Source organism: Agrilactobacillus composti DSM 18527 = JCM 14202, assembly GCF_001436375.1.
GTDB lineage: Bacteria > Bacillota > Bacilli > Lactobacillales > Lactobacillaceae > Agrilactobacillus > Agrilactobacillus composti.
Map to the genome: position 1 here is coordinate 54,308 of NZ_AZGA01000070.1, position 19,209 is coordinate 73,516.

Annotated in this window: 15 protein-coding genes; 2 read left to right on the plus strand and 13 right to left on the minus strand. The window is 43.2% G+C overall.

The window, feature by feature from the left end:
- Positions 1 to 5: 5 nt before the first annotated feature.
- From mutS to groES, 7 genes are all read right to left on the minus strand, one after another.
- A complete protein-coding gene (gene mutS / locus FC83_RS11510; RefSeq protein ID WP_057002802.1) occupies positions 6 to 2,660 on the minus strand; it encodes a DNA mismatch repair protein MutS in 2,655 nt (884 codons plus the stop codon).
- Positions 2,661 to 2,675: 15 nt separating this feature from the next.
- On the minus strand, positions 2,676 to 3,065 hold the full coding sequence (locus tag FC83_RS11515) for a YlbF family regulator (protein WP_035452751.1): 390 nt from the start codon (positions 3,063 to 3,065) through the stop codon (positions 2,676 to 2,678).
- Positions 3,066 to 3,069: 4 nt separating this feature from the next.
- Positions 3,070 to 3,867: a TIGR00282 family metallophosphoesterase gene (locus FC83_RS11520; protein ID WP_035452753.1), complete on the minus strand. Its 798-nt coding sequence runs from the start codon at positions 3,865 to 3,867 to the stop codon at positions 3,070 to 3,072.
- A gap of 89 nt (positions 3,868 to 3,956) precedes the next feature.
- Positions 3,957 to 5,786 carry an APC family permease gene (locus FC83_RS11525; protein WP_057002803.1) on the minus strand — a complete coding sequence of 610 codons (1,830 nt, stop codon included), beginning with the start codon at positions 5,784 to 5,786 and terminating at the stop codon, positions 3,957 to 3,959.
- Between the two features lie 99 nt (positions 5,787 to 5,885).
- Positions 5,886 to 6,236, minus strand: coding sequence for a DUF1827 family protein (locus tag FC83_RS11530; protein ID WP_035452755.1), 351 nt, complete (start codon positions 6,234 to 6,236; stop codon positions 5,886 to 5,888).
- A 181-nt stretch (positions 6,237 to 6,417) separates the two neighbouring features.
- The gene (gene groL / locus FC83_RS11535; RefSeq protein WP_035452757.1) at positions 6,418 to 8,040 is read right to left on the minus strand and encodes a chaperonin GroEL; all 1,623 of its coding nucleotides are present in this window, start codon (positions 8,038 to 8,040) and stop codon (positions 6,418 to 6,420) included.
- 71 nt (positions 8,041 to 8,111) lie between these two features.
- Positions 8,112 to 8,396, minus strand: coding sequence for a co-chaperone GroES (gene groES, locus FC83_RS11540; protein WP_035452760.1), 285 nt, complete (start codon positions 8,394 to 8,396; stop codon positions 8,112 to 8,114).
- Positions 8,397 to 8,553: 157 nt separating this feature from the next.
- On the opposite strand from groES, the gene FC83_RS11545 reads away from it, so the two are divergent.
- Positions 8,554 to 9,192, plus strand: a complete 639-nt coding sequence (locus FC83_RS11545) for a CPBP family intramembrane glutamic endopeptidase (protein WP_052004627.1) — start codon at positions 8,554 to 8,556, stop codon at positions 9,190 to 9,192.
- A 103-nt stretch (positions 9,193 to 9,295) separates the two neighbouring features.
- On the opposite strand, the gene FC83_RS11550 is transcribed toward FC83_RS11545, so the two are convergent.
- Positions 9,296 to 9,988: a redox-sensing transcriptional repressor Rex gene (locus tag FC83_RS11550; RefSeq protein WP_057002804.1), complete on the minus strand. Its 693-nt coding sequence runs from the start codon at positions 9,986 to 9,988 to the stop codon at positions 9,296 to 9,298.
- A 205-nt stretch (positions 9,989 to 10,193) separates the two neighbouring features.
- Here FC83_RS11550 and FC83_RS11555 point away from each other — a divergent pair, with 205 nt between their 5' ends.
- The gene (locus FC83_RS11555) at positions 10,194 to 12,137 is read left to right on the plus strand and encodes an ABC-F family ATP-binding cassette domain-containing protein (RefSeq protein WP_057002805.1); all 1,944 of its coding nucleotides are present in this window, start codon (positions 10,194 to 10,196) and stop codon (positions 12,135 to 12,137) included.
- Between the two features lie 79 nt (positions 12,138 to 12,216).
- Here FC83_RS11555 and araA read toward each other — a convergent pair whose 3' ends face one another.
- The 5 genes from araA to FC83_RS11580 all read right to left on the minus strand — a co-directional run bounded on the left by araA (position 12,217) and on the right by FC83_RS11580 (position 18,996).
- A complete protein-coding gene (gene araA / locus FC83_RS11560; protein ID WP_035452763.1) occupies positions 12,217 to 13,641 on the minus strand; it encodes an L-arabinose isomerase in 1,425 nt (474 codons plus the stop codon).
- Positions 13,642 to 13,694: 53 nt separating this feature from the next.
- Entirely contained in the window at positions 13,695 to 14,417 is a 723-nt protein-coding gene (locus FC83_RS11565) for an L-ribulose-5-phosphate 4-epimerase (RefSeq protein ID WP_035452764.1), read from the minus strand.
- A gap of 7 nt (positions 14,418 to 14,424) precedes the next feature.
- The gene (locus FC83_RS11570; RefSeq protein ID WP_035452766.1) at positions 14,425 to 16,035 is read right to left on the minus strand and encodes a xylulokinase; all 1,611 of its coding nucleotides are present in this window, start codon (positions 16,033 to 16,035) and stop codon (positions 14,425 to 14,427) included.
- Between the two features lie 38 nt (positions 16,036 to 16,073).
- Complete coding sequence (locus tag FC83_RS11575; RefSeq protein ID WP_035452769.1) at positions 16,074 to 17,477, minus strand: sugar porter family MFS transporter; 1,404 nt, start codon at positions 17,475 to 17,477, stop codon at positions 16,074 to 16,076.
- 436 nt (positions 17,478 to 17,913) lie between these two features.
- Positions 17,914 to 18,996 carry a GntR family transcriptional regulator gene (locus FC83_RS11580; RefSeq protein ID WP_035452770.1) on the minus strand — a complete coding sequence of 361 codons (1,083 nt, stop codon included), beginning with the start codon at positions 18,994 to 18,996 and terminating at the stop codon, positions 17,914 to 17,916.
- Positions 18,997 to 19,209 lie beyond the last annotated feature (213 nt).

Here is a 19,209-nt window from a genome sequence, read left to right on the forward strand (position 1 = left end):
CACCACTATCCTTTCTTTTTTAATAATTTCTGCCAATGGTAAATGTTATTCATGGCATCCATTGGGGTTTGATCCATTAAATCTAATTTTTTTAAAGCGTTAATTACCTGTTGGGCCTTGGCATCCACTGGGGCTGCTTTCGGCTCTGGGAATAACGATAGTTGGGTTTCTGCCACTAAGTCTGGGGCGGCATCTGGTGTTGCTGGTGCTTTGGTTGCTGGCTTTGCCGCCGCCTCAGGGGCAGTGGGTTGCTCAGCTTGTTGGGGCACTGTTTTAGCACCTTGGGCCTCTAAGTCACCTAAAATATGATCAGCCCGCTGTAACAAACTATGGGGCAAGCCCGCCAATTGAGCCACGTGGATCCCATAGGATTTATCCGCCGGCCCTGGTAAAACTTTATGCATAAAGATCAACTTGCCATTTTCCTCAGTGGCTCCCACGTGGACATTGGCTAATTTCACCAAGGTGTCACTCAAGCCGGTAAGTTCATGGTAGTGGGTAGAAAACAAGGTCTTGGCATGGATATGCTCATGAATGTACTCAATGATGGCCTGGGCCAAGGCCATGCCATCATAGGTGGCTGTCCCCCGCCCCAGTTCATCAAATAAAATCAAACTTTGGGAACTAGCATGGGCCAAGGCGTTATTAGCTTCAATCATTTCTACCATAAAGGTACTCTTACCAGAAATCAAGTCATCTGCAGCCCCGATCCGGGTAAAAATTTGATCAAAAATAGGCAATTCACATTTATCCGCTGGCACAAAAGAGCCCAATTGGGCCATGATCACCGTTAATGCCATCTGACGCATGTAAGTACTCTTCCCAGACATATTGGGGCCGGTAATCAATAAAATATCGGTATGCTGGTCCATGGTGACGCCGTTGGCAATATATTGCTGGGCACCTAGAACTTTTTCCACCACGGGATGGCGCCCATTTTCAATATGCACACCCTTTTTATGACTGGTAAACGTGGGTTTCACGTAGTGCTGTTGTTCAGCCACCACGGAAAAGCCTTGGAGCACATCAATTTCAGAAATCACCGCCGCCAAATGCTGCAGGCGCTGGATCTGCTTTTTGATTTGCTCTCTGATTTCGGTGAATAAATCGTACTCTAAGGCCGTGGACTTCTCTTGGGCTTCTAAAATCAGGCGTTCTTTTTCTTTTAATTCGGGGGTGATATAACGTTCCGCGTTCGTTAAAGTCTGCTTACGTTCATAACGACCAGCGGGTACCTGTTTCACATTCCCCTTAGTCACTTCAATGTAATAACCAAAAACTTTGTTAAAGCCAATCCGCAAATTGTGGATTCCGGTGACCTGTCGTTCTTGGCTTTCCAGTTGGGCAATCCATTGCTTACTGTTATTCATGGCATTCCGATAGTCATCTAAGGTTTGATTATAATTATCTTGAATAATTCCCCCCTCAGTGACTGAAATGGGTGGGTCAGCTTGAATGGCCCGGTCAATCAGATCATAAACTTCTGGTACTTCATCTAATTGGTTTTGAAAGTCTGTTAATGTAGGATCTTGCATTTGTTGTAAAATATCCTTGATCAAAGGCACTTGGGCCAAAGACCCCTTCAATTGCAAGAGATCCCGACCATTGACACTGCCAAAAGCCACGCGACCCGCTAAGCGTTCCAAATCATAAACTTTGGTCAAGGCGTCTTGTAAAGTACTGCGTTCAAAAAAATGAGCGCTAAAGGCCCCAACACGAGCTTGACGTTGTTCAATTTTGGTTCGATCTAATAACGGCCGATCCAACCACTGTTTTAATAAACGACCGCCCATGGCGGTTTTAGTCCGATCTAACAGCCATAACAATGTCCCATGACGTTCCCCGGTGCGCAAGGAGCGACTCAGTTCTAAAGCTTCTTTGACTTGGTGATCCATCCGTAAAAACTGGCTGGGCTCATATTCCACCGCCACTTGTAAGTGGGCCAAGGCCCGCTTTTGGGTGGAGACCAAATACAATACCAAAGTCTTTAGTACTGCTAGTTCCACTGGCGTTTGAATCCCTTGGCTGACAAAGCTCACTTCCGAAGTAGCGGGGGCATCAGCTTGGGTGGAAACTAAAATATCCAGCTTATTCAATTCTGTTTTGAACGCCGCCGACAAGTCGGTGGGAATCACCACTTCTTTGGTGCGCAAGCTCAATAATTCGTTGATCACACTACTAATAGCCCCCAGTTTGGAGACAAAAATCTCGCCGGTGGCTAAATCGGTATAGGCAAAGCCAAATTGCCCATCTTGGGCGTAAACAGCGGTTAAGAAGTTACTATCTTTAGCTTGACCCGGTTTTTCTTGGACGACAGTTCCCGGGGTGACCAATTGAATCACGGCCCGCTTCACCATGCCCACGGCTTTTCGGGGATCCTCCATTTGTTCACAGATAGCTACTTTATAGCCCTTATCCACTAAAATATCCACATAGTTTTGTGCCGCATGATGGGGCACGCCACACATGGGGATGGGATCAGTAGCACTTTTATTCCGGGCCGTCAGGGTTAATTCTAATAATTGTGAACCTTTGATGGCATCATCGTAAAACAATTCATAAAAATCACCAATGCGGTAAAACAAGAACGCATCTTTATATTGATCCTTGATGGCCTGGTATTGTTGCATCATTGGTGTATCTTGGGTTTTTTGTGGCATTCAGAGTCTCCTTATCTAATGATCTTCTTTTGCCATAATTGCTGCGAGCTTAGTTTCAAATTGCCCGGTGATATAAGTCAAAATATCATTGGCATCCATTAAACTTTGCCGATAAGCTAGGGTCAAAGGATCTTGTTCCAGAGTTTGTTTCAAGCGGTCCGCATTTTCCGTGGCCACTTGGGCGGCTTTGGTCTTATCGATACGCTTATAAGTGACAATTTCCCGCTGGGCTTTTTTCAGATCAGCTTGCACTTGTTGCAGATGTTGATTTTGTTGCACCTGGGCTTCAATTTTTTGGTAGTCTTGGATCACTGATTCCTTGGCGATCGCAGTGTTTAACTTATCTAGAGCAAGGCGGACCGCCGGCTCCAATTGCGCCAGTTGGGTTTTTAAGTCCTCATCCATGTGTTTATACCTCTAAAGGAAAATCTTTATCTATCCGAATCGTTTTAATTTTCGTCGCCACACCGGTATCGTCTTTAATATCGATATAACAAGCCCCTAGTTGACCAGCGCCCGTCTCAATTGGTTCAAAACGCGCGGGCAGCTTGGTCAAGAAGTTATGAATCACGGGTTCTTTTTTAACCCCTAAGATGCCTTCATATGAACCAGTCATCCCCACATCCGTCAAAAAAGCCGTGCCCTTAGGTAAAATACGGGCGTCATTGGTCTGCACGTGGGTATGGGTGCCGATCACTGCGGCCACTTGACCATCTAAATAATAGGCCAACGCTAATTTTTCACTGGTGACTTCCCCGTGAAAATCTACAAAGACCAAGGGCGTGATTTGCTTGATTTCGGCTAATACTTCATCAGCCTTGGTGAAGGGATCATCAATCGCGTCTAGAAAAACGCGACCTTGCAAGTTGAGCACTGCCAGTTTGGTTTGATTCACATTGACAATGGTATAACCTTGTCCGGGCACGCCGGCCGGAAAATTAGCCGGCCGAACCATTTTCTTGGCTCCATCAATAAAGTCCATGATATCCCGTTTACGAAAGGCGTGGTTGCCTAAGGTCACCACATCCGTCCCGGCTTGTAACAAGGCCTTATAAAGCTTTTCTGTAATCCCCTTGCCATCGGCAATATTTTCCCCGTTCACGATCGTTACTTGCGGTTTTAACTGCCGTTTTAATTCTGGTACATAATGTTGAATCAGGCTCAAACCTAACTGACCCACAACATCACCAATAAATAATATACGCAAATACCCGCGCTCCTTTTTTAAGCTTTATGTTATTTTAGCACATCCAAAAAACCGGTACAAAACTTGAATTTGCACCGGCTTCAACGTTTTTATTTTTTCAAATGGTACGAGTAAGTGGCCACCACAATATTTTCCTTATGGGAAAATGCCTGACGCAACCGTAGTGCAGTTTGGTTATGCAGGGTTTGCTGCCAGTGCTTCTTAGGAATAAATTGCGGAATCAACACGGTCGTGGAGTAATTTCGCCGCAAAGCATTGCGACTAATGACCTGGGTAAAGCGCACCAAGGGTTTGGCAATGGAGCGGTAATTGGAATGGACATCTACAAAGCGGACATCTGGGAAATCTACTTTAAAAGTAGATTGAATTTCTTTTTCCTTCCCAGGATTTTCATCCGTGGACACGTGCACGGCAATGACGTAATCCCCAATGGATTCCGCGTAGCTTAAAGCCGCTTTCGTCACTTGGGTAATGTTACTGATCAAGACAATGATCGTTGCCCCTTCAAAATGGTGTAACACCGCATCGGTGTCTTCCAAGCGCAACTGTTCGGCTACTTTATGGTAGTGATCATGGATCTTATAGAAAATGAAAATAACCAGCGGCATGATAATGAAGAACGGCCAGATATCTTTGATCCGATAAATGAATAGAATCAATAGGATGGCAAAAGAAATCAACGCCCCCACAAAGTTGGCCGCAGACTTGCCGAACCAGCCCTTAGGACGCTCTTTAAACCATTTCACGATCATCCCAGACTGAGATAAGGTAAACGGAATAAACACGCCCACAGCGTATAACGGAATCAAATTAGCCGTGACCCCGTTGAACAAGACGATCAACGCCCCTGAGCCAATGGCGAGGGTCAAAATACCATTGGAATAACCCAGTCGATCGCCTCGATCCATATAGTTATGGGGTAAAAACTTATCCCGGGCTAAATTGTAAGCCAACACTGGGAATGCTGAAAACCCAGTATTCGCAGCGACCGCCAAAATAAAGGCTGTGGCAAACTGTACCAGATAAAATAAGAAACCATGGCCAAAAGTGTGACTAGCCACTTGGGACAAGACCGTGACTTTCGCTTCAGGGACGATGCCATACCAATAGTTCAAGAAGGTGATCCCGGCAAAGAATGCCCCTAAAATCAAAGCCATGATAGCTAGGGTTTCGGCAGCATGTCGCGCCCGGGGCTTTTTGAAGAATGGCACTGCGTTACTAATGGCTTCAACCCCGGTTAACGAAGATGACCCGGAAGAAAAGGCCCGAAAAATCAAAGCCATGGTGATACCAGGTACGGCTGTACCCACAGAAGCAGCTGCTTTAAATGGGATAACCCCAGTAAAGATTTTGTACAAGCCCACGCCAATCATCAGCGTAATGCTACCAACGAATAAATAGACTGGAATCATTAAAAATGAGGCCGATTCGCTCATGCCCCGCAGGTTCATGAGCATTAAAATGATAATAATGACTAAGGAAATGCCAACCTGATGACCGTATAAAGCCGGTACCGCTGATGTAATAGCTTCAGCGCCGGCAGACACACTAACAGATACCGTTAACATGTAGTCAATCAATAAAGAGCCCCCAGCAACTAGGCCAGCGTTCTTGCCTAGGTTGTCACTGGAGACCTTATAAGCACCCCCACCACCCGGATAAGCATGGATGATTTGGCGATACGACAGTGTTAATGCCAAAAGTAGGATTAACACAAAAGCAGCAATCGGTAAGGAATACCAGATCGCGGCAATGGATAATTGGGTCAAGACCAAAACAATTTGTTCAGTCCCGTAAGCCACGGATGATAAAGCATCAGAACTGAGCATGGCCAAAGCTTTTAACTTACCCAGCTTTTGGTTGCCCTCTTCTGAAGACTTCAGCGGTCGCCCAATAAAAATCCGCTTTAATTGTTGCATATCTGTTTCCCCTTAAAAAATTAATGTAGTCGATTTTCAGAGCAATCTATATGATAGTACAACATTAAAAACAGAAATGCTATTAATGTTCTAAAATTCTCATTTTACCGTCTGTTCAATGACCACAATATCCTTATATTGCAACTTGCGTTTGGCAAATTTTTCCACATCAGCCTTGGCTTCGTCATTGATCTTTAACGTGTCCTTGGCCACGTTGGGCATTAGTTTCTCTAAAACAAAATCGATCTCTTTATCCTTAACTTGCCGGTTATCTGACAAAATAATGATGTCAATGCGGCTAAAAGCGTCCACGAAGAAAACATGCAACGGGCCTAAAGTATAAGTTCTAAAATACTTAATGGCTTGTTTCCCGTATAAATACGAAATCGTCCGGGGGATCATCTTGTGTAAGCTGGCGTTTAGTTTAATTGGTGTTTCAATTAAATGCATCAAATCACTCCTTGAAATTTACTTGTTTTACTGATTATAAGAGTTTGCGGTTCAAATTACTATGTTAATAATATTATAATTCAAAACTCGGTTGAAGGGGTATTTTTGCATCTTTTTTCAAAATTGTCAAAAAAACAACACGCCCAAACGACGTGTTGTCAGAAATGTTGTTAATTTTAGGCTACATCATGCCGCCCATACCGCCGGCAGGTGCTGCTGGTGCAGCTTCCTTAGGTTCTGGGATGTCACTTACAACTGCTTCAGTGGTTAAGATCAATGAAGCAACAGAAGCGGCATTTTGTAAAGCAGAGCGTGTTACTTTCGTAGGATCGATGATACCAGCATCGATCATGTTTTCCCATTTGTCAGTAGCTGCGTTATACCCAATTTCAGGTTTTTCACTGTTTAAGTGTTCCACAATGACAGAGCCTTCTTTACCGGCATTTTCAGCAATTTGACGAACAGGTTCTTGTAATGCCCGTTGGACGATGTTGATCCCAGTTTGGACGTCGCCTTCTTCTTTCAAAGCAGCAACGGCTGAGACAACATTCATCAAAGCAGTACCACCACCGGCAACGTAACCTTCTTCAACGGCTGCCCGAGTGGCGTTTAAAGCATCTTCGATCCGATACTTACGTTCCTTTAATTCAGTTTCAGTTGCGGCACCAACATTGATGACAGCAACACCGCCGGCTAACTTAGCCAAACGTTCTTGTAATTTTTCACGATCAAAGTCAGAAGTTGTATCATCGATTTGTTTCTTAATGGTAGCAACCCGATCTTCAATATCTTGTTTAGCCCCAGCACCTTCAACGATGGTTGTATCGTCTTTGGTAATGGTAACTTTGCCAGCTTGACCTAATTGATCTAACTTAGTATCTTTTAATTCTAAGCCTAAGTCAGATGTGATGACAGTCCCGCCAGTTAAGATGGCAATATCTTCCAATTGTGCTTTACGCCGATCGCCAAAGCCAGGTGCTTTAACGGCAACAACGTTGAATGTGCCCCGAATCTTATTTAAGACTAAGGTTGGTAATGCTTCCCCTTCAACATCGTCAGCAATGATCAATAAAGCTTTGCCTTGTTGCACGATTTCTTGTAATAATGGTAAAATTTCTTGGATGTTTGAAATCTTTTTATCGGTGATCAAGATATAAGGATTGTCCAAGTCAGCTTCCATCTTGTCGTTATCAGTGACCATGTATTGGGATAAGTAACCACGATCAAATTGCATCCCTTCAACGACGTTTAATTCAGTTTGGATCCCTTTAGATTCTTCAATGGTAATAACACCATCATGACCAACTTTTTCCATAGCGTCAGCAACTAATTTGCCGACTTCTTCGCTGCTAGAAGAAACAGAGGCAACTTGGGCGATTTGGTCTTTGGTTTCAACTTTGTGGGAGTTCTTGTGTAAAGCATCAACAGCGGCAGCTGTTGCTTTTTCGATCCCAGCCCGGATGCCAACAGGGTTGGCACCGGCTGTAACGTTCTTCAAGCCTTCACGCACGATGGCTTGGGTCAAAACAGTCGCAGTCGTTGTCCCATCACCAGCAATATCATTGGTCTTAGAAGCTACTTCGGATACTAATTTAGCACCCATGTTTTCATAGTGATCTTCTAATTCAATGCTCTTAGCAATGGTAACCCCATCATTAGTGATTTCAGGAGAACCATAAGATTGTTCCAAAACCACGTTACGGCCTTTAGGACCTAAGGTTGTTTTAACTGTATCTGCTAATTTATCCACACCACGTAACATTGCTGAACGTGCGTCTTCGGAGAACTTAATATCTTTAGCCATATCTATTTATCCACCTCATTAAAATATTTTTGTTGCAAATGATGCTGTATTACTTAAACGGAATTGTTATACTAGTCAACAACAGCCATTAAATCTTTTTCGTGTAATACAAGGTAATCGTCACCATCATATTTCACTTGAGATCCGGCATATTTGTCAAACATGACAACTTGACCATCTTTGACAGTCAAAGGGATACGCTTGCCGTCTTCAGTAACTGCACCTTCACCGACAGCAACGATCTTGCCGGTTTGTGGTTTTTCTTTGGCATTGTTAGCTAAGACGATACCGCCAACAGTCTCTTCTTCTTGTTCTTCTACTTTCACAATAACACGGTCACCTAATGGTTTTAACACAAGAAATCCCTCCAAATACATATTTTCGCTTTAACTTAGCACTATTAGCACTCTGTATTACCAAGTGCTAACTACAAGAAATATAATAACCATTTTTCGGCCCTTTTGCAAGTTTTTTAGTGTAATTTATCCAAATAATTTTAAAGGAGTCATCCAATTGAAAGCCCGTAACAGTACAGCTGTCACCTTATTTATCTATTTATTCATGATGTTCATGCCCAACTTCTTCAGTCGCATGCTTTCTCCAAAAAATGGCTACTTCTTGTTGATCACCGTCTGGTACCTCTTAGGCCTCTTGTTATTAGTCTGGCTAGCTTACAAGCGGACACCGGCCAATGCTATCGAAGCTGCCAATCCTTATACCACCAAACCTAAAATACTGATCTGGGGTATCGTTGGCGGCGGTGTAGCCATTGTTTTACAACTACTCAGCGTGTTTGTGGAACAAAACCTCTTTCACATCACCGCCGTCTCCCAAAATACCAATGCCCTGCTGGAAACCATGAAGACCTATCCTTATTATGTGGTCAGTGTTTTAGTGTTCTTACCCATTATTGAAGAGATTGTTTACCGAAAGACCATCTTTGGCCAATTAGTCCCCTTCACCGGCAAAATTGGGGCAGCTATCATCTCTGCTTTGATCTTTGCATTTGCCCATCAGGATAGCCATATTTTAATGTATAGCGTCATTGGTTTGTTCTTTTGTTTCCTATACAATTATACTGGCCGTATTTGGACATCAATGTTGGCCCATATTATCATGAATGGCATTGTTTTTTTCCAAAGTATTCATTGAATCCCCGCTGATAGCTCATAAAGACAAAGAGGTTGCCTACAAAAATAATTTTTTGTGAGCAACCTCTTTGAATTTCTGCTATATTAATTTATACGGATAAATTTTACTTGTTATCTGCCTTGATGTCTAAAGTTACACTGTCTGCATCTTCAGCTGGCTTTAACTGGGCATCATAGTGATCTAAGAAATAGATCAAGGTCTGCAATTCATTGGCCAGATCCACATTTTGAACCCGCACATTATCTGGTACAGACAAACGTAGGGATGTAAAGTTCAAAATGCCCCGGACCCCGGCATTGACTAATAAATTGGTGACTTCTTGAGCTGCAGGGTTGGGAACTGTTAAAATGGTAATGTCGATTTGTTGATCCTTTAACTGTTGGACTAACTCAGCCATGGGATAAATTGGTACCCCGCTTTGAATTGTCCCGGTAATTTCAGCATCGCTGTCAAAGGCGGCGCTGATGCGGATGCTATTGGTTTGCCGGAAGTTGTAGTTCAATAAAGCGTGGCCTAAATTCCCCACACCTACTAAAGCCACATTGGTCAAACGATCTTGATTTAAAGTCTTCTTAAAGAAATTCAATAAATCATTCACATCATAACCGTAACCCCGTTTACCTAAGGCACCAAAGTAAGAAAAGTCCCGGCGGATGGTGGCACTATCCACCTTCACTGCCTCGGAAAGTTCTGTCGAGGACACCTTTTTCTTTTCAGCATCATGTAAAAAATTTAAGTAGCGATAATATAGGGGCAAGCGTTTGGCGGTTGCCTTGGGGATTTTGATTTCAGACATATATTTAACTCCTCTCGGATCTCATGTTTGTGAATTAACAATTTAACTAAAAATTGGGTTTAGATGTATAATACTTGATTTAATGGCAAATATCAAACAAATTATCTTGTGAGCATGTAATTTATTTGTGAAATTATTTGATAAACAAAGCTTAGGGCCCACCCGGTGGGCTTTTCTCAATATTATTTAAGAAAGGTTAATTATTTTGATTATATTACAAGCACAAAAGGTTGCCCGGGAGTTCTCCGGTGACTATATTTTTAACAACCTCAACTTAGAAATTCAAACTGGTGATCGAGCTGCTTTAGTTGGCCCCAATGGTGCCGGTAAATCTACTTTGCTAAAAATTCTAGCAGGCATCAATCCGCCGGATGAAGGGCAAGTTATTACCCCCAAAGACATGACTTTAGGCTATTTAGCCCAGGATACAGGTTTTACCTCAGACCGAACGATTTATGAAGAAATGTTAACGGTTTTTGCACCTTTACAAAAGATGGAACAGCAGATGCGGGCTCTAGAAGCCCAAATGGGAAATGATAGCCACAACCAAGATTTACTAAAACAATTCGATCAATTGCAAATAACTTTTGCTGAGAAAAATGGTTATGGTTATGAAGCCGAAATCCGCAGTGTCCTCCATGGCTTCCAATTTCCAGAAGCCGTTTTGGATAAGCCCATCAATACCCTTTCCGGGGGCGAAAAATCCCGCTTAGCCTTAGCTAAATTATTACTGGAAAAACGGGATCTGCTGATTCTTGACGAACCTACCAACCACTTAGATATTGATACCCTCACATGGCTTGAAGGTTATCTGCAAGGTTATCCCGGTGCCCTATTGGTCGTTTCCCATGACCGTTATTTCTTAGATCACGTGGCCAAAGAAATCTATGAGATCCACAGCGATCGCTTAGACCATTATCCCGGCAACTATTCCAAGTTCCTAGAAGAAAAAGAAAAACGGGTAGCTTTAGAATGGAAAGCTTATGAAAAGCAACAAGGCGAAATCAAGAAAATGACGGATTTCGTGGATAAAAATATCGTTCGTGCTTCTACCACGAAGATGGCCCAAAGCCGTCGGAAACAATTGGAAAAAATGGATCGCATTGAGCGGCCAGATGCGGCTGACAAAACGATTCATTTCCGGTTTAGTGAAGAAAAGAAAAGTGGCAATGACGTCTTGAAGGTTCAAAATGCGGCCATTGGCTATGATCCAAAACAAATCATGGCCCAGCCAGTGAATTTAGACGTCAAGCGCCAACGCCGCCATGCCATCATTGGCCCTAATGGCGTGGGTAAATCTACCTTATTGCGTAGTATTATTGGTCAAATTCCCCTCTTAAAAGGCGACGTGCAGTTGGGGACCAATGTTTCGATTGGTTACTACGATCAGGAACAACGTAATCTTCATCGGGAGAAAACGGTCTTGAACGAAATTTGGGATGAACATCCTACCATGCCAGAAAAAGATATTCGCACGATCCTTGGTAGTTTCTTATTCTCCGGTGATGATGTGGCCAAAATTGTGGCCCAGTTATCCGGGGGTGAAAAAGCCCGGCTATTGCTGACCAAACTGGCTTTGGAACATGACAACTTCTTGATCATGGACGAACCCACGAACCATTTGGATATCGACAGCAAAGAAGTTTTGTTAGATGCGCTGAAAAACTTCGATGGCACCGTCTTATTCGTCTCCCACGATCGTTACTTCATCAATAGTTTAGCCACTGAGATCACGGAGATCACACCTGAAGGCAGCACGCTTTACTTAGGGAACTATGACTATTACTTAGAAAAGAAAGCTGAAATCGACGCTTTAGCGGCCGAAAAAGCTGCCGCCGCCAATCCTGACAAAACCGCCACGGCGAATCTAAGTCAGGCCCAAGTGGACTATAAAGATAGTAAGTCCCAGCAAAAGGCCATCCGTAAATTACAGCGGGAAGTCGCCGACTTGGAACAACAAATTGATCAAATCTCCGCAGAAAGCCAAGCGATTCAAACTCAGATGGCTGCTCCAGAAGTGGCCACTAGTTATTCGAAAATGCAAGACCTACAAGCCCAATTAGATGCCCTGGCTGCTAAACTAGCACCCTTAGAAGATCAATGGGAAGAAAAGAGTATGGCCCTAGAAGCCGCCGATCCCAACGCTTAATAATTGAACAAAAAACCCAGCTGAAGCCGCATCGCTTCAACTGGGTTTTTTAGCGTAGAGGATTCAATTAAGAATCAGACTAGTCGATCGTAACGTTTTTAACGTCGAACATTTCAGCTAAGTCATTGATTTGTTCTTCATTTAATGAGAAGGACAAAACAGTATGGTGACCGCCACCATTACGGATCCAAGCAGTTGCACCGGCTTTTAAGCCAGCTTTTGGTGTCCATAATTGTTTAGCAACTGGCAAGTTAGGCGTTTCAGCTTCTGGTTTGTGGCAATCAACTGGGTAGCTGATGATCTTAAAGCCATCACGGAAATCAGAAACAGTCACATCAACAGCTTCACCTTCAGAACCAGTGAAGACCAACCGGGCAGGATCAGCTTTGCCACCAATGTCTAATGGATGAACTTCAACCCGTGGTTTGTCGCTGGCAATTGTAGGGTCAACTTCTAGCATATGTGAGCCTAAGATAGCTTCATGACCTTTACGTAAGTCTAAAGTGTAGTCTTCCATGAAGGCAGTTGCTTCGTTATGGGTCAAGACTTTCAATAAACGACCTAAAGCAGCTGTCTTCCAGTCACCTTCAGCCCCGAAGCCATAACCGTCACGCATTAACAATTGGGCAGCTAAACCAGGTAATTGTTCTAAGCCCCAAAGATCTTCAAAGTTAGTAGTGAAAGCAGTGTAGTTACCCTTGTCTAAGAAGTTCTTGATGCCTAAATATTCTCTTAATTGGTAACGTACGCTATGTTCGTACTTGTCAGCATCGTTATCGCCTTGAACTAATTCATATTTATCTTTCAAATCAGCATATTGCGCGTCAATATCAGCTTCATCAACGGCGTTAACAGCTTCAACTAAATCGCCAACCGCATAGTAGTCAACAGTCCAACCAAATTTGATTTGCGCTTCAACTTTGTCACCTTCAGTAACGGCAACGTTACGCATGTTATCACCAAAACGAGCGACCTTGATGTCAAAGCTTTCGTTATAAGCAACGGCAACATTTTCCCAGCTAGCAATTTCATCTTGGACTTCAGCATCGCCCCACCAGCCATAAACGATCTTGTTGCGTTTGTTCAAACGGGCATTGATATAACCATATTCCCGGTCACCATGGGCACTTTGGTTTAAGTTCATGTAATCAAAGTCAATGGTGTCATAAGGGATCTTGTTTAAGTATTGTGTGGCTAAGTGTAATAGTGGTTTAGCTAATAATTTAGTCCCACGGATCCAGTTTTTAGCAGGTGAGAAGGTATGCATCCAAGTGATCACACCGGCAACTTCGTCATCATAGTTAGCATCTTTCATAAATTGGGTAATACCGTCAGCTGTGGTCATAACACCTTTGAAAACAACTTCATAAGGTAATTTGCCAGTAGCGTTTAATTTGTTAACAATGTCTTCGGCGTCTTTAGCAACTGATTTTAACTGTTCATCACCATATAAGAATTGACTACCTGTAACAAACCAAAACTTGTAATTTTTAACTGATAACATAATTGACGCTCCTTATATAAATTTATTTTTTTAAAAACATAATACGCAAGGATTTATTTAGCGTGATCTTGGGACTTAGGGTTATTTTGACCATAATAAGCATTCTTACCGTGCTTGCGGTAGTAGTGCTTATCCAACAGATATTGCGGTACTTTAATATCGTCTCTGGTCAATTGTAAAGCGTGGTAATCCATTTCAGCGACAACTTCCAAAACTTTAGCGTTATAAACCGCTTTGGCTGGTGTTGCCCCCCATGAAAATGGGCCGTGTTGCCGCACTAAAACAGCTGGGACAGCTTCTGGATCGATTTGACGTTCTTTGAAGGTCCGGACAATGACTTTACCGGTATTTTCTTCATAAGCTTCTTCGATCTCAGTTTTCGTCAACGCATCAGATACGGGCACATCCCCGTAGAACGTATCCGCATGGGTTGTCCCTAGGGCTGGCACATCAATGCCAGCTTCCGCAAAGGAAACAGCCCAAGGTGAATGGGTATGCACGATACCGCCAATATTCGGAAAGGCATTATACAAAACCGTATGGGTTGGGGTATCACTGGAAGGATTCATATCCCCCTCAACCACTTCACCCTTTAAGTTCACAACCACCATGTCGCTGGGTTTAAGATCTTCATAATCCACACCGGATGGCTTGATGACGAACAAGCCCTTTTCCCGGTCGATCCCGGAGACGTTCCCCCAGGTGAAGGTTACTAGATCCAATTTTGGTAATTGCATGTTAGCGTCATAGACTTCTTGTTTTAAATCTTCTAACAATTTATGTTCATCCTTTCTCGTTGATGGCGTCGCCAGCTTTAGCCTCAACTGGCAAAGCTGCTTGGTAATTCTTGATAAATTCTTGATAACCGGCAACCCCAGCAGGTTCAGGGCTGAGGGTCATACTTTCAGGATCTTTGAAGACTTCTGTATCTAAGAAGTCCGCCAAGTTTTGGTTGTCAGCGTGATGCTTGGCATAGATGGCTAACACCGCCATCCCCCAAGGGCCGCCTTCACTGGCCGTATTCATGACCGTGATCGGAATATTTAAGGCATTAGCTAACACTTGTTGGCCAATGACAGGGGTCTTGAAGAGCCCCCCTTGGGCAATCATAGCTTCCGTGTTGATGTGTTCATCTTTGACCAAGATATCCATGCCGATCTTCAATGGGGCAAAGGCCGCATAGAGTTGGGTTTGAATAAAGTTGGGCAAATTGAAATTGCTATTTGGCGTCCGAACAAACAATGGGCGGCCAGCCTTGATCTTCGTGATGTTTTCCCCAGAAAGGTAACTGAAGTTCAACAGGCCCCCAGCATCAGGATCAGCGTGGGTTGCTTCTAAGAACAAGGTTTGATACAACTGATCAGCGGGTAAGTTAACCCCTAGGCGGGCAGCAAATTCTTTAAAAATTGCGACCCAGGCATTGATATCTGAAGAACAGTTATTGGTATGCACCATGGCCACCGGTGCCCCAGTTGGGGTGGTAACAATATCAATATCCCGATGCAACGCTTTTAACGGCTTGTCTAACACCACCATGGAAAAAGCCGAGGTCCCAACGGAGATGTTCCCAGTGCGTTTACGAACACTGTTGGTCCCGACCATGCCAGTACCGGCATCCCCTTCAGGTGGTGCCATTAGACTGCCGGCTGCCAAATTGCCGTTAACATCCAACAGTTTAGCTCCTTCAGCGGTCAAAGTTCCGGCTTGAACGCCGGCTTTTTCTACTTTAGGCAATAGTTGTGTGGTTTGCCAATTGTATTGGACCACTTCTGGCAATTGGTTGAATTTGTCTAACAAGTCCGCCCGATAAGTGCCAGTGGTTTCGTCGATTGGGAAGACCCCAGAGGCATCCCCGATCCCTAAGACTTTTTCACCGGATAGTTTCCAAGTCACATAACCCGCTAAAGTGGTAACAAAGTCCAGATCAGCCACATGAGCTTCTTGATTCAAAATCGATTGATACAAGTGAGCGATGGTCCAGCGTTGGGGAATGTTGAAGTCAAACAAATCAGTTAACTTGTCCGCAGCTTCTTCGGTAATGTTGTTGCGCCAAGTTCTAAATGGCACCAACAGTTTATCGGATTTATCAAAAGCCAAGTACCCGTGCATCATGGCACTGATCCCAATGGCACTGATATGGACTAAGTTTTCATGGTACTTACTTTGGACATTAGCGGCCATTTGCGTATAACTGGTTTGAATACCGTTCCAAACTTCCTCAATGGGATAAGTCCAAACGCCCTGTTCAAATTTGTTTTCCCAGACATAACTGCCTGAGGCAATGGTACTGAAATCATCTGTGACTAACACAGATTTAATTTGCGTTGAGCCCAATTCGATACCCAAGGAAACATTACCGGCTTGGATGGCTTTGGAAATCTCAAGTGTGTTCATTTGATTTGCCTCCTGAAAATAGTTAAATCTAACAATAATTAATCAACTTTGGTGTCTTCAGCAACACTTTGATGATGTTTGGTACCTTGTTCTTCGATTTCTTCCAAGGTATGCCCCCGCGTTTCTGGCACCCGTGTCCGGATGAACAAAACACCCAGCAAGCAGATAACCCCGAAGATGGCGAAGACAGCTTCTTGAGACATAGCAGCGGTCATAATTGGGAACAAGAGGCCGACCGCAAAGGATCCGATCCAGTTGAAAGAAGATGCCAAACCGCTGGCCCGGCCCCGAATCGCCAGTGGGAAGATTTCCCCAACTAGGACCCAAGTTAATGGTGCCCAAGTAAAGGAGTAAAAAGCCACATAGATGGATAAGAAAACAACAATCATAATTGGATTGGTATTTGGATTGATTTTATTGATGACAGCTGGCAATAAGAAGCTGGCCGCCATGACGGTGCCCCCTAAAGTCAGGAGCGTGCGCCGGTTGAATTTATCGGCAATGACTAAGAACAACAAGGAACCTAAGACTAAGATGACCCCTTGAATGATGGGCCACATTAAAGCATTGCTGGCGGAACTGCCGGTAGCTTTTTCAACGATCAATGGAATATAGTAGAAGATCGCGTTGGCCCCTTGGAACTGTTGGAAAGCGGCCACGCCCACACCGGCGATGACTAAGTAGCGATATTTACCACTGAACAAAGTCGCATAAGACGTGGTTTTAGCCGCTTGGGTTTCTTCAGAAGCTAATTCTTGAATACTGCGTAATTCGGCATCCACATCGCCTTCCTTACGAATGTAAGTCAAGACTTTACGAGCTTCGTCAGGTTTGCCGGTTTTAACTAAGAACCGTGGTGATTCTGGTAAGCGTAATACCCCGAAGAATAAGATAACAGCAGGTACTGCGGCTAGCCCTAACATTAAGCGCCAAGCTAATTGTTCTGGTAAACCTTTTAATAAATAATCAACGATATATGATAGCAACATCCCAGATACAATCATGGTTTGGTTAATCCCAGAAAGACGACCTCTTAAACGAGCTGGCGACATTTCTGACATGTAAGCTGGTACTAAGGCTGAGGCAGCCCCGACAGCTAACCCTAAGAACATCCGCACGATGATTAAATACATTTGACCATCATGAGGTGATGCTGCGGACAGCAGTGAACCTAAGGCGAAGACCAAAGAAGAAATTAAGATCATCTTACGACGGCCTAGTCTATCGGACATTTGCCCGGCTAAAGCACCCCCGAAGATGGCCCCAAACATTACGGCCGAAGTGATCCAACCAACGATGCCGGCTTGATTTTGTAAACTCCAATCATGTTGGAGAAATGGTAAGGCACCAGTCATGACCCCGATGTCATACCCAAAAAGAATGCCGCCAAATGAACCGAAGAAGTAAATAAAGCCACTTGGTATTTTCTTTTCAGTACTCATGTATACACGCTCCCTATACGAATTTGTGAATTGCCATTTGGATCGGAATTGTAAAAGAACTTTTACAAGCGCTTCCACGTTTCCTGAACAAGTAAAGTGTACTTTATTTATTCGAATAAATCAACACTTTTTTGATTTATTCGTACCAATTTGAAAACTGATTTATGAAAACGTTGTGACACCAGTACCGTGTAGGCTAAACCAGACAAAAAGTTTTTCGATAAAGCTTTTTTTTAGGTTCCTTTTGCATCATTTTCTAAGATATTAGGATGAATTTTTGGCCACTTATCACCTGATTTTTTAGAACTGTTGATTTATTAGCATAACTACTTTATAATTTGAACCGTTTAGGAAGCGCTTAATCATTTAACTGCATAAATAACGCAAAAAAATACTGTCGCCAAGATTCAACTTGACGACAGTACTAGGACTTAGCTTAAGATTTAGCAACTGGTTTGGCGGAATGGCGTTTCACCAGAGAAGCTTCGTACTCGATGGAGGAAACTTTTTCTTTGGCTAGTAGGGCTAAAACCATTTTGCCAGCATCTTCACCCATTTTTTCTTTTTGATGACTCACTGTGGTTAAACTAGGATTGATGAACCGGGACATTTGATAATCATCAAAGCCCACAACGGACACATCCCCGGGAATATGGACCTGTTTTGATTTCAAATGATCCATGACTTCAATGGCTAATTGATCATTGTAACAAGCAATAGCCGTAGGGCGATCTGCCAGTTTCAAGTAGAGGTCCATCTTCGCCAAAATATTAGCCAGGGGTTCCCCAGATTGATAAATGATCAAATTGCTCTTAAAGGAAATCTCCGGTCGACTTTGGTAGGCTTCTACAAAACCGTTCATCCGATGAATCCCTTGAATATCATCAACTTGAAAAATGCCCAGGATACTTTCATGACCTAAGCCAAATAGAAATTCAATGAGTTTTTTCTCCGCCACCTTATCATCAGTGGTAATTGCTGGAAACTTTAAGTTTGGGTAGACGGCATTGATGAAAATTGTCGGTATCTCATTGGCTTCAATTTCGTGGTATAGATCCATGTTGGGATTTTCCAAAGCACTTTGGGTAGGTTCAATGATCAAAGCCGCTACCCGGGAATCCAGCATGCTGATCAAACTCTTCCGCTCTTTGTCGTGATTGTTGTGGGTATTGCTGATCAGTAAGGAGTACCCCTTCTCAGAAATCACCCGATCAATCCCGGAAATGATATTTGGAAAGATATAATCGGCAATATGGGTGGTGATGATCCCAATAATTTTGCGTTCTTTAGCAGGTGTCCAATTTTTATGCCAATCCTGAACAAACATGCCACCACCTTGGATCCGGTAAATGAAATGTTCGTCTTCAAGTTCCCCCACTGCCCGGCGAACTGTATAACGTGACACATTGAACTTTTCGATGAGTTCCGTTTCCGTTGGTAGTTTGTCGTGTATCTTGTAAGTCCCGGAAAGAATACTGTCTTTCAATTTTTCTTTAACTGTTAAATACTTTTTTTCCATAGTAATCCCCAAGCATCATTAATTTATTGATCCATTTTCTTTGAATAAAAACCGTTCCCATCAAAAGTTTCCATTTTCTATGTTATATTGTGAGGAAATTTATTTCAAGGGAAATGTTTCATTTGCCAGTATTTATCTGCTTTTTTAATGTTTCATCATTTTTTGTCCGTACCAATTACTTGTTGTGTTTCAATCAAAATTTGGAGGTTTGTA

What these genes read in the sequence shown, in the direction of transcription:
- mutS (WP_057002802.1), bottom strand. Translation starts at nt 2,660, where the DNA reads ATGCCACAAAAAACCCAAGATACACCAATGATGCAACAATACCAGGCC.
- groL (WP_035452757.1), bottom strand. Translation starts at nt 8,040, where the DNA reads ATGGCTAAAGATATTAAGTTCTCCGAAGACGCACGTTCAGCAATGTTA.
- FC83_RS11575 (WP_035452769.1), bottom strand. Translation starts at nt 17,477, where the DNA reads ATGAGTACTGAAAAGAAAATACCAAGTGGCTTTATTTACTTCTTCGGT.
- FC83_RS11515 (WP_035452751.1), bottom strand. Translation starts at nt 3,065, where the DNA reads ATGGATGAGGACTTAAAAACCCAACTGGCGCAATTGGAGCCGGCGGTC.
- FC83_RS11580 (WP_035452770.1), bottom strand. Translation starts at nt 18,996, where the DNA reads ATGGAAAAAAAGTATTTAACAGTTAAAGAAAAATTGAAAGACAGTATT.
- FC83_RS11550 (WP_057002804.1), bottom strand. Translation starts at nt 9,988, where the DNA reads ATGTCTGAAATCAAAATCCCCAAGGCAACCGCCAAACGCTTGCCCCTA.
- FC83_RS11530 (WP_035452755.1), bottom strand. Translation starts at nt 6,236, where the DNA reads ATGCATTTAATTGAAACACCAATTAAACTAAACGCCAGCTTACACAAG.
- FC83_RS11525 (WP_057002803.1), bottom strand. Translation starts at nt 5,786, where the DNA reads ATGCAACAATTAAAGCGGATTTTTATTGGGCGACCGCTGAAGTCTTCA.
- araA (WP_035452763.1), bottom strand. Translation starts at nt 13,641, where the DNA reads ATGTTATCAGTTAAAAATTACAAGTTTTGGTTTGTTACAGGTAGTCAA.
- FC83_RS11570 (WP_035452766.1), bottom strand. Translation starts at nt 16,035, where the DNA reads ATGAACACACTTGAGATTTCCAAAGCCATCCAAGCCGGTAATGTTTCC.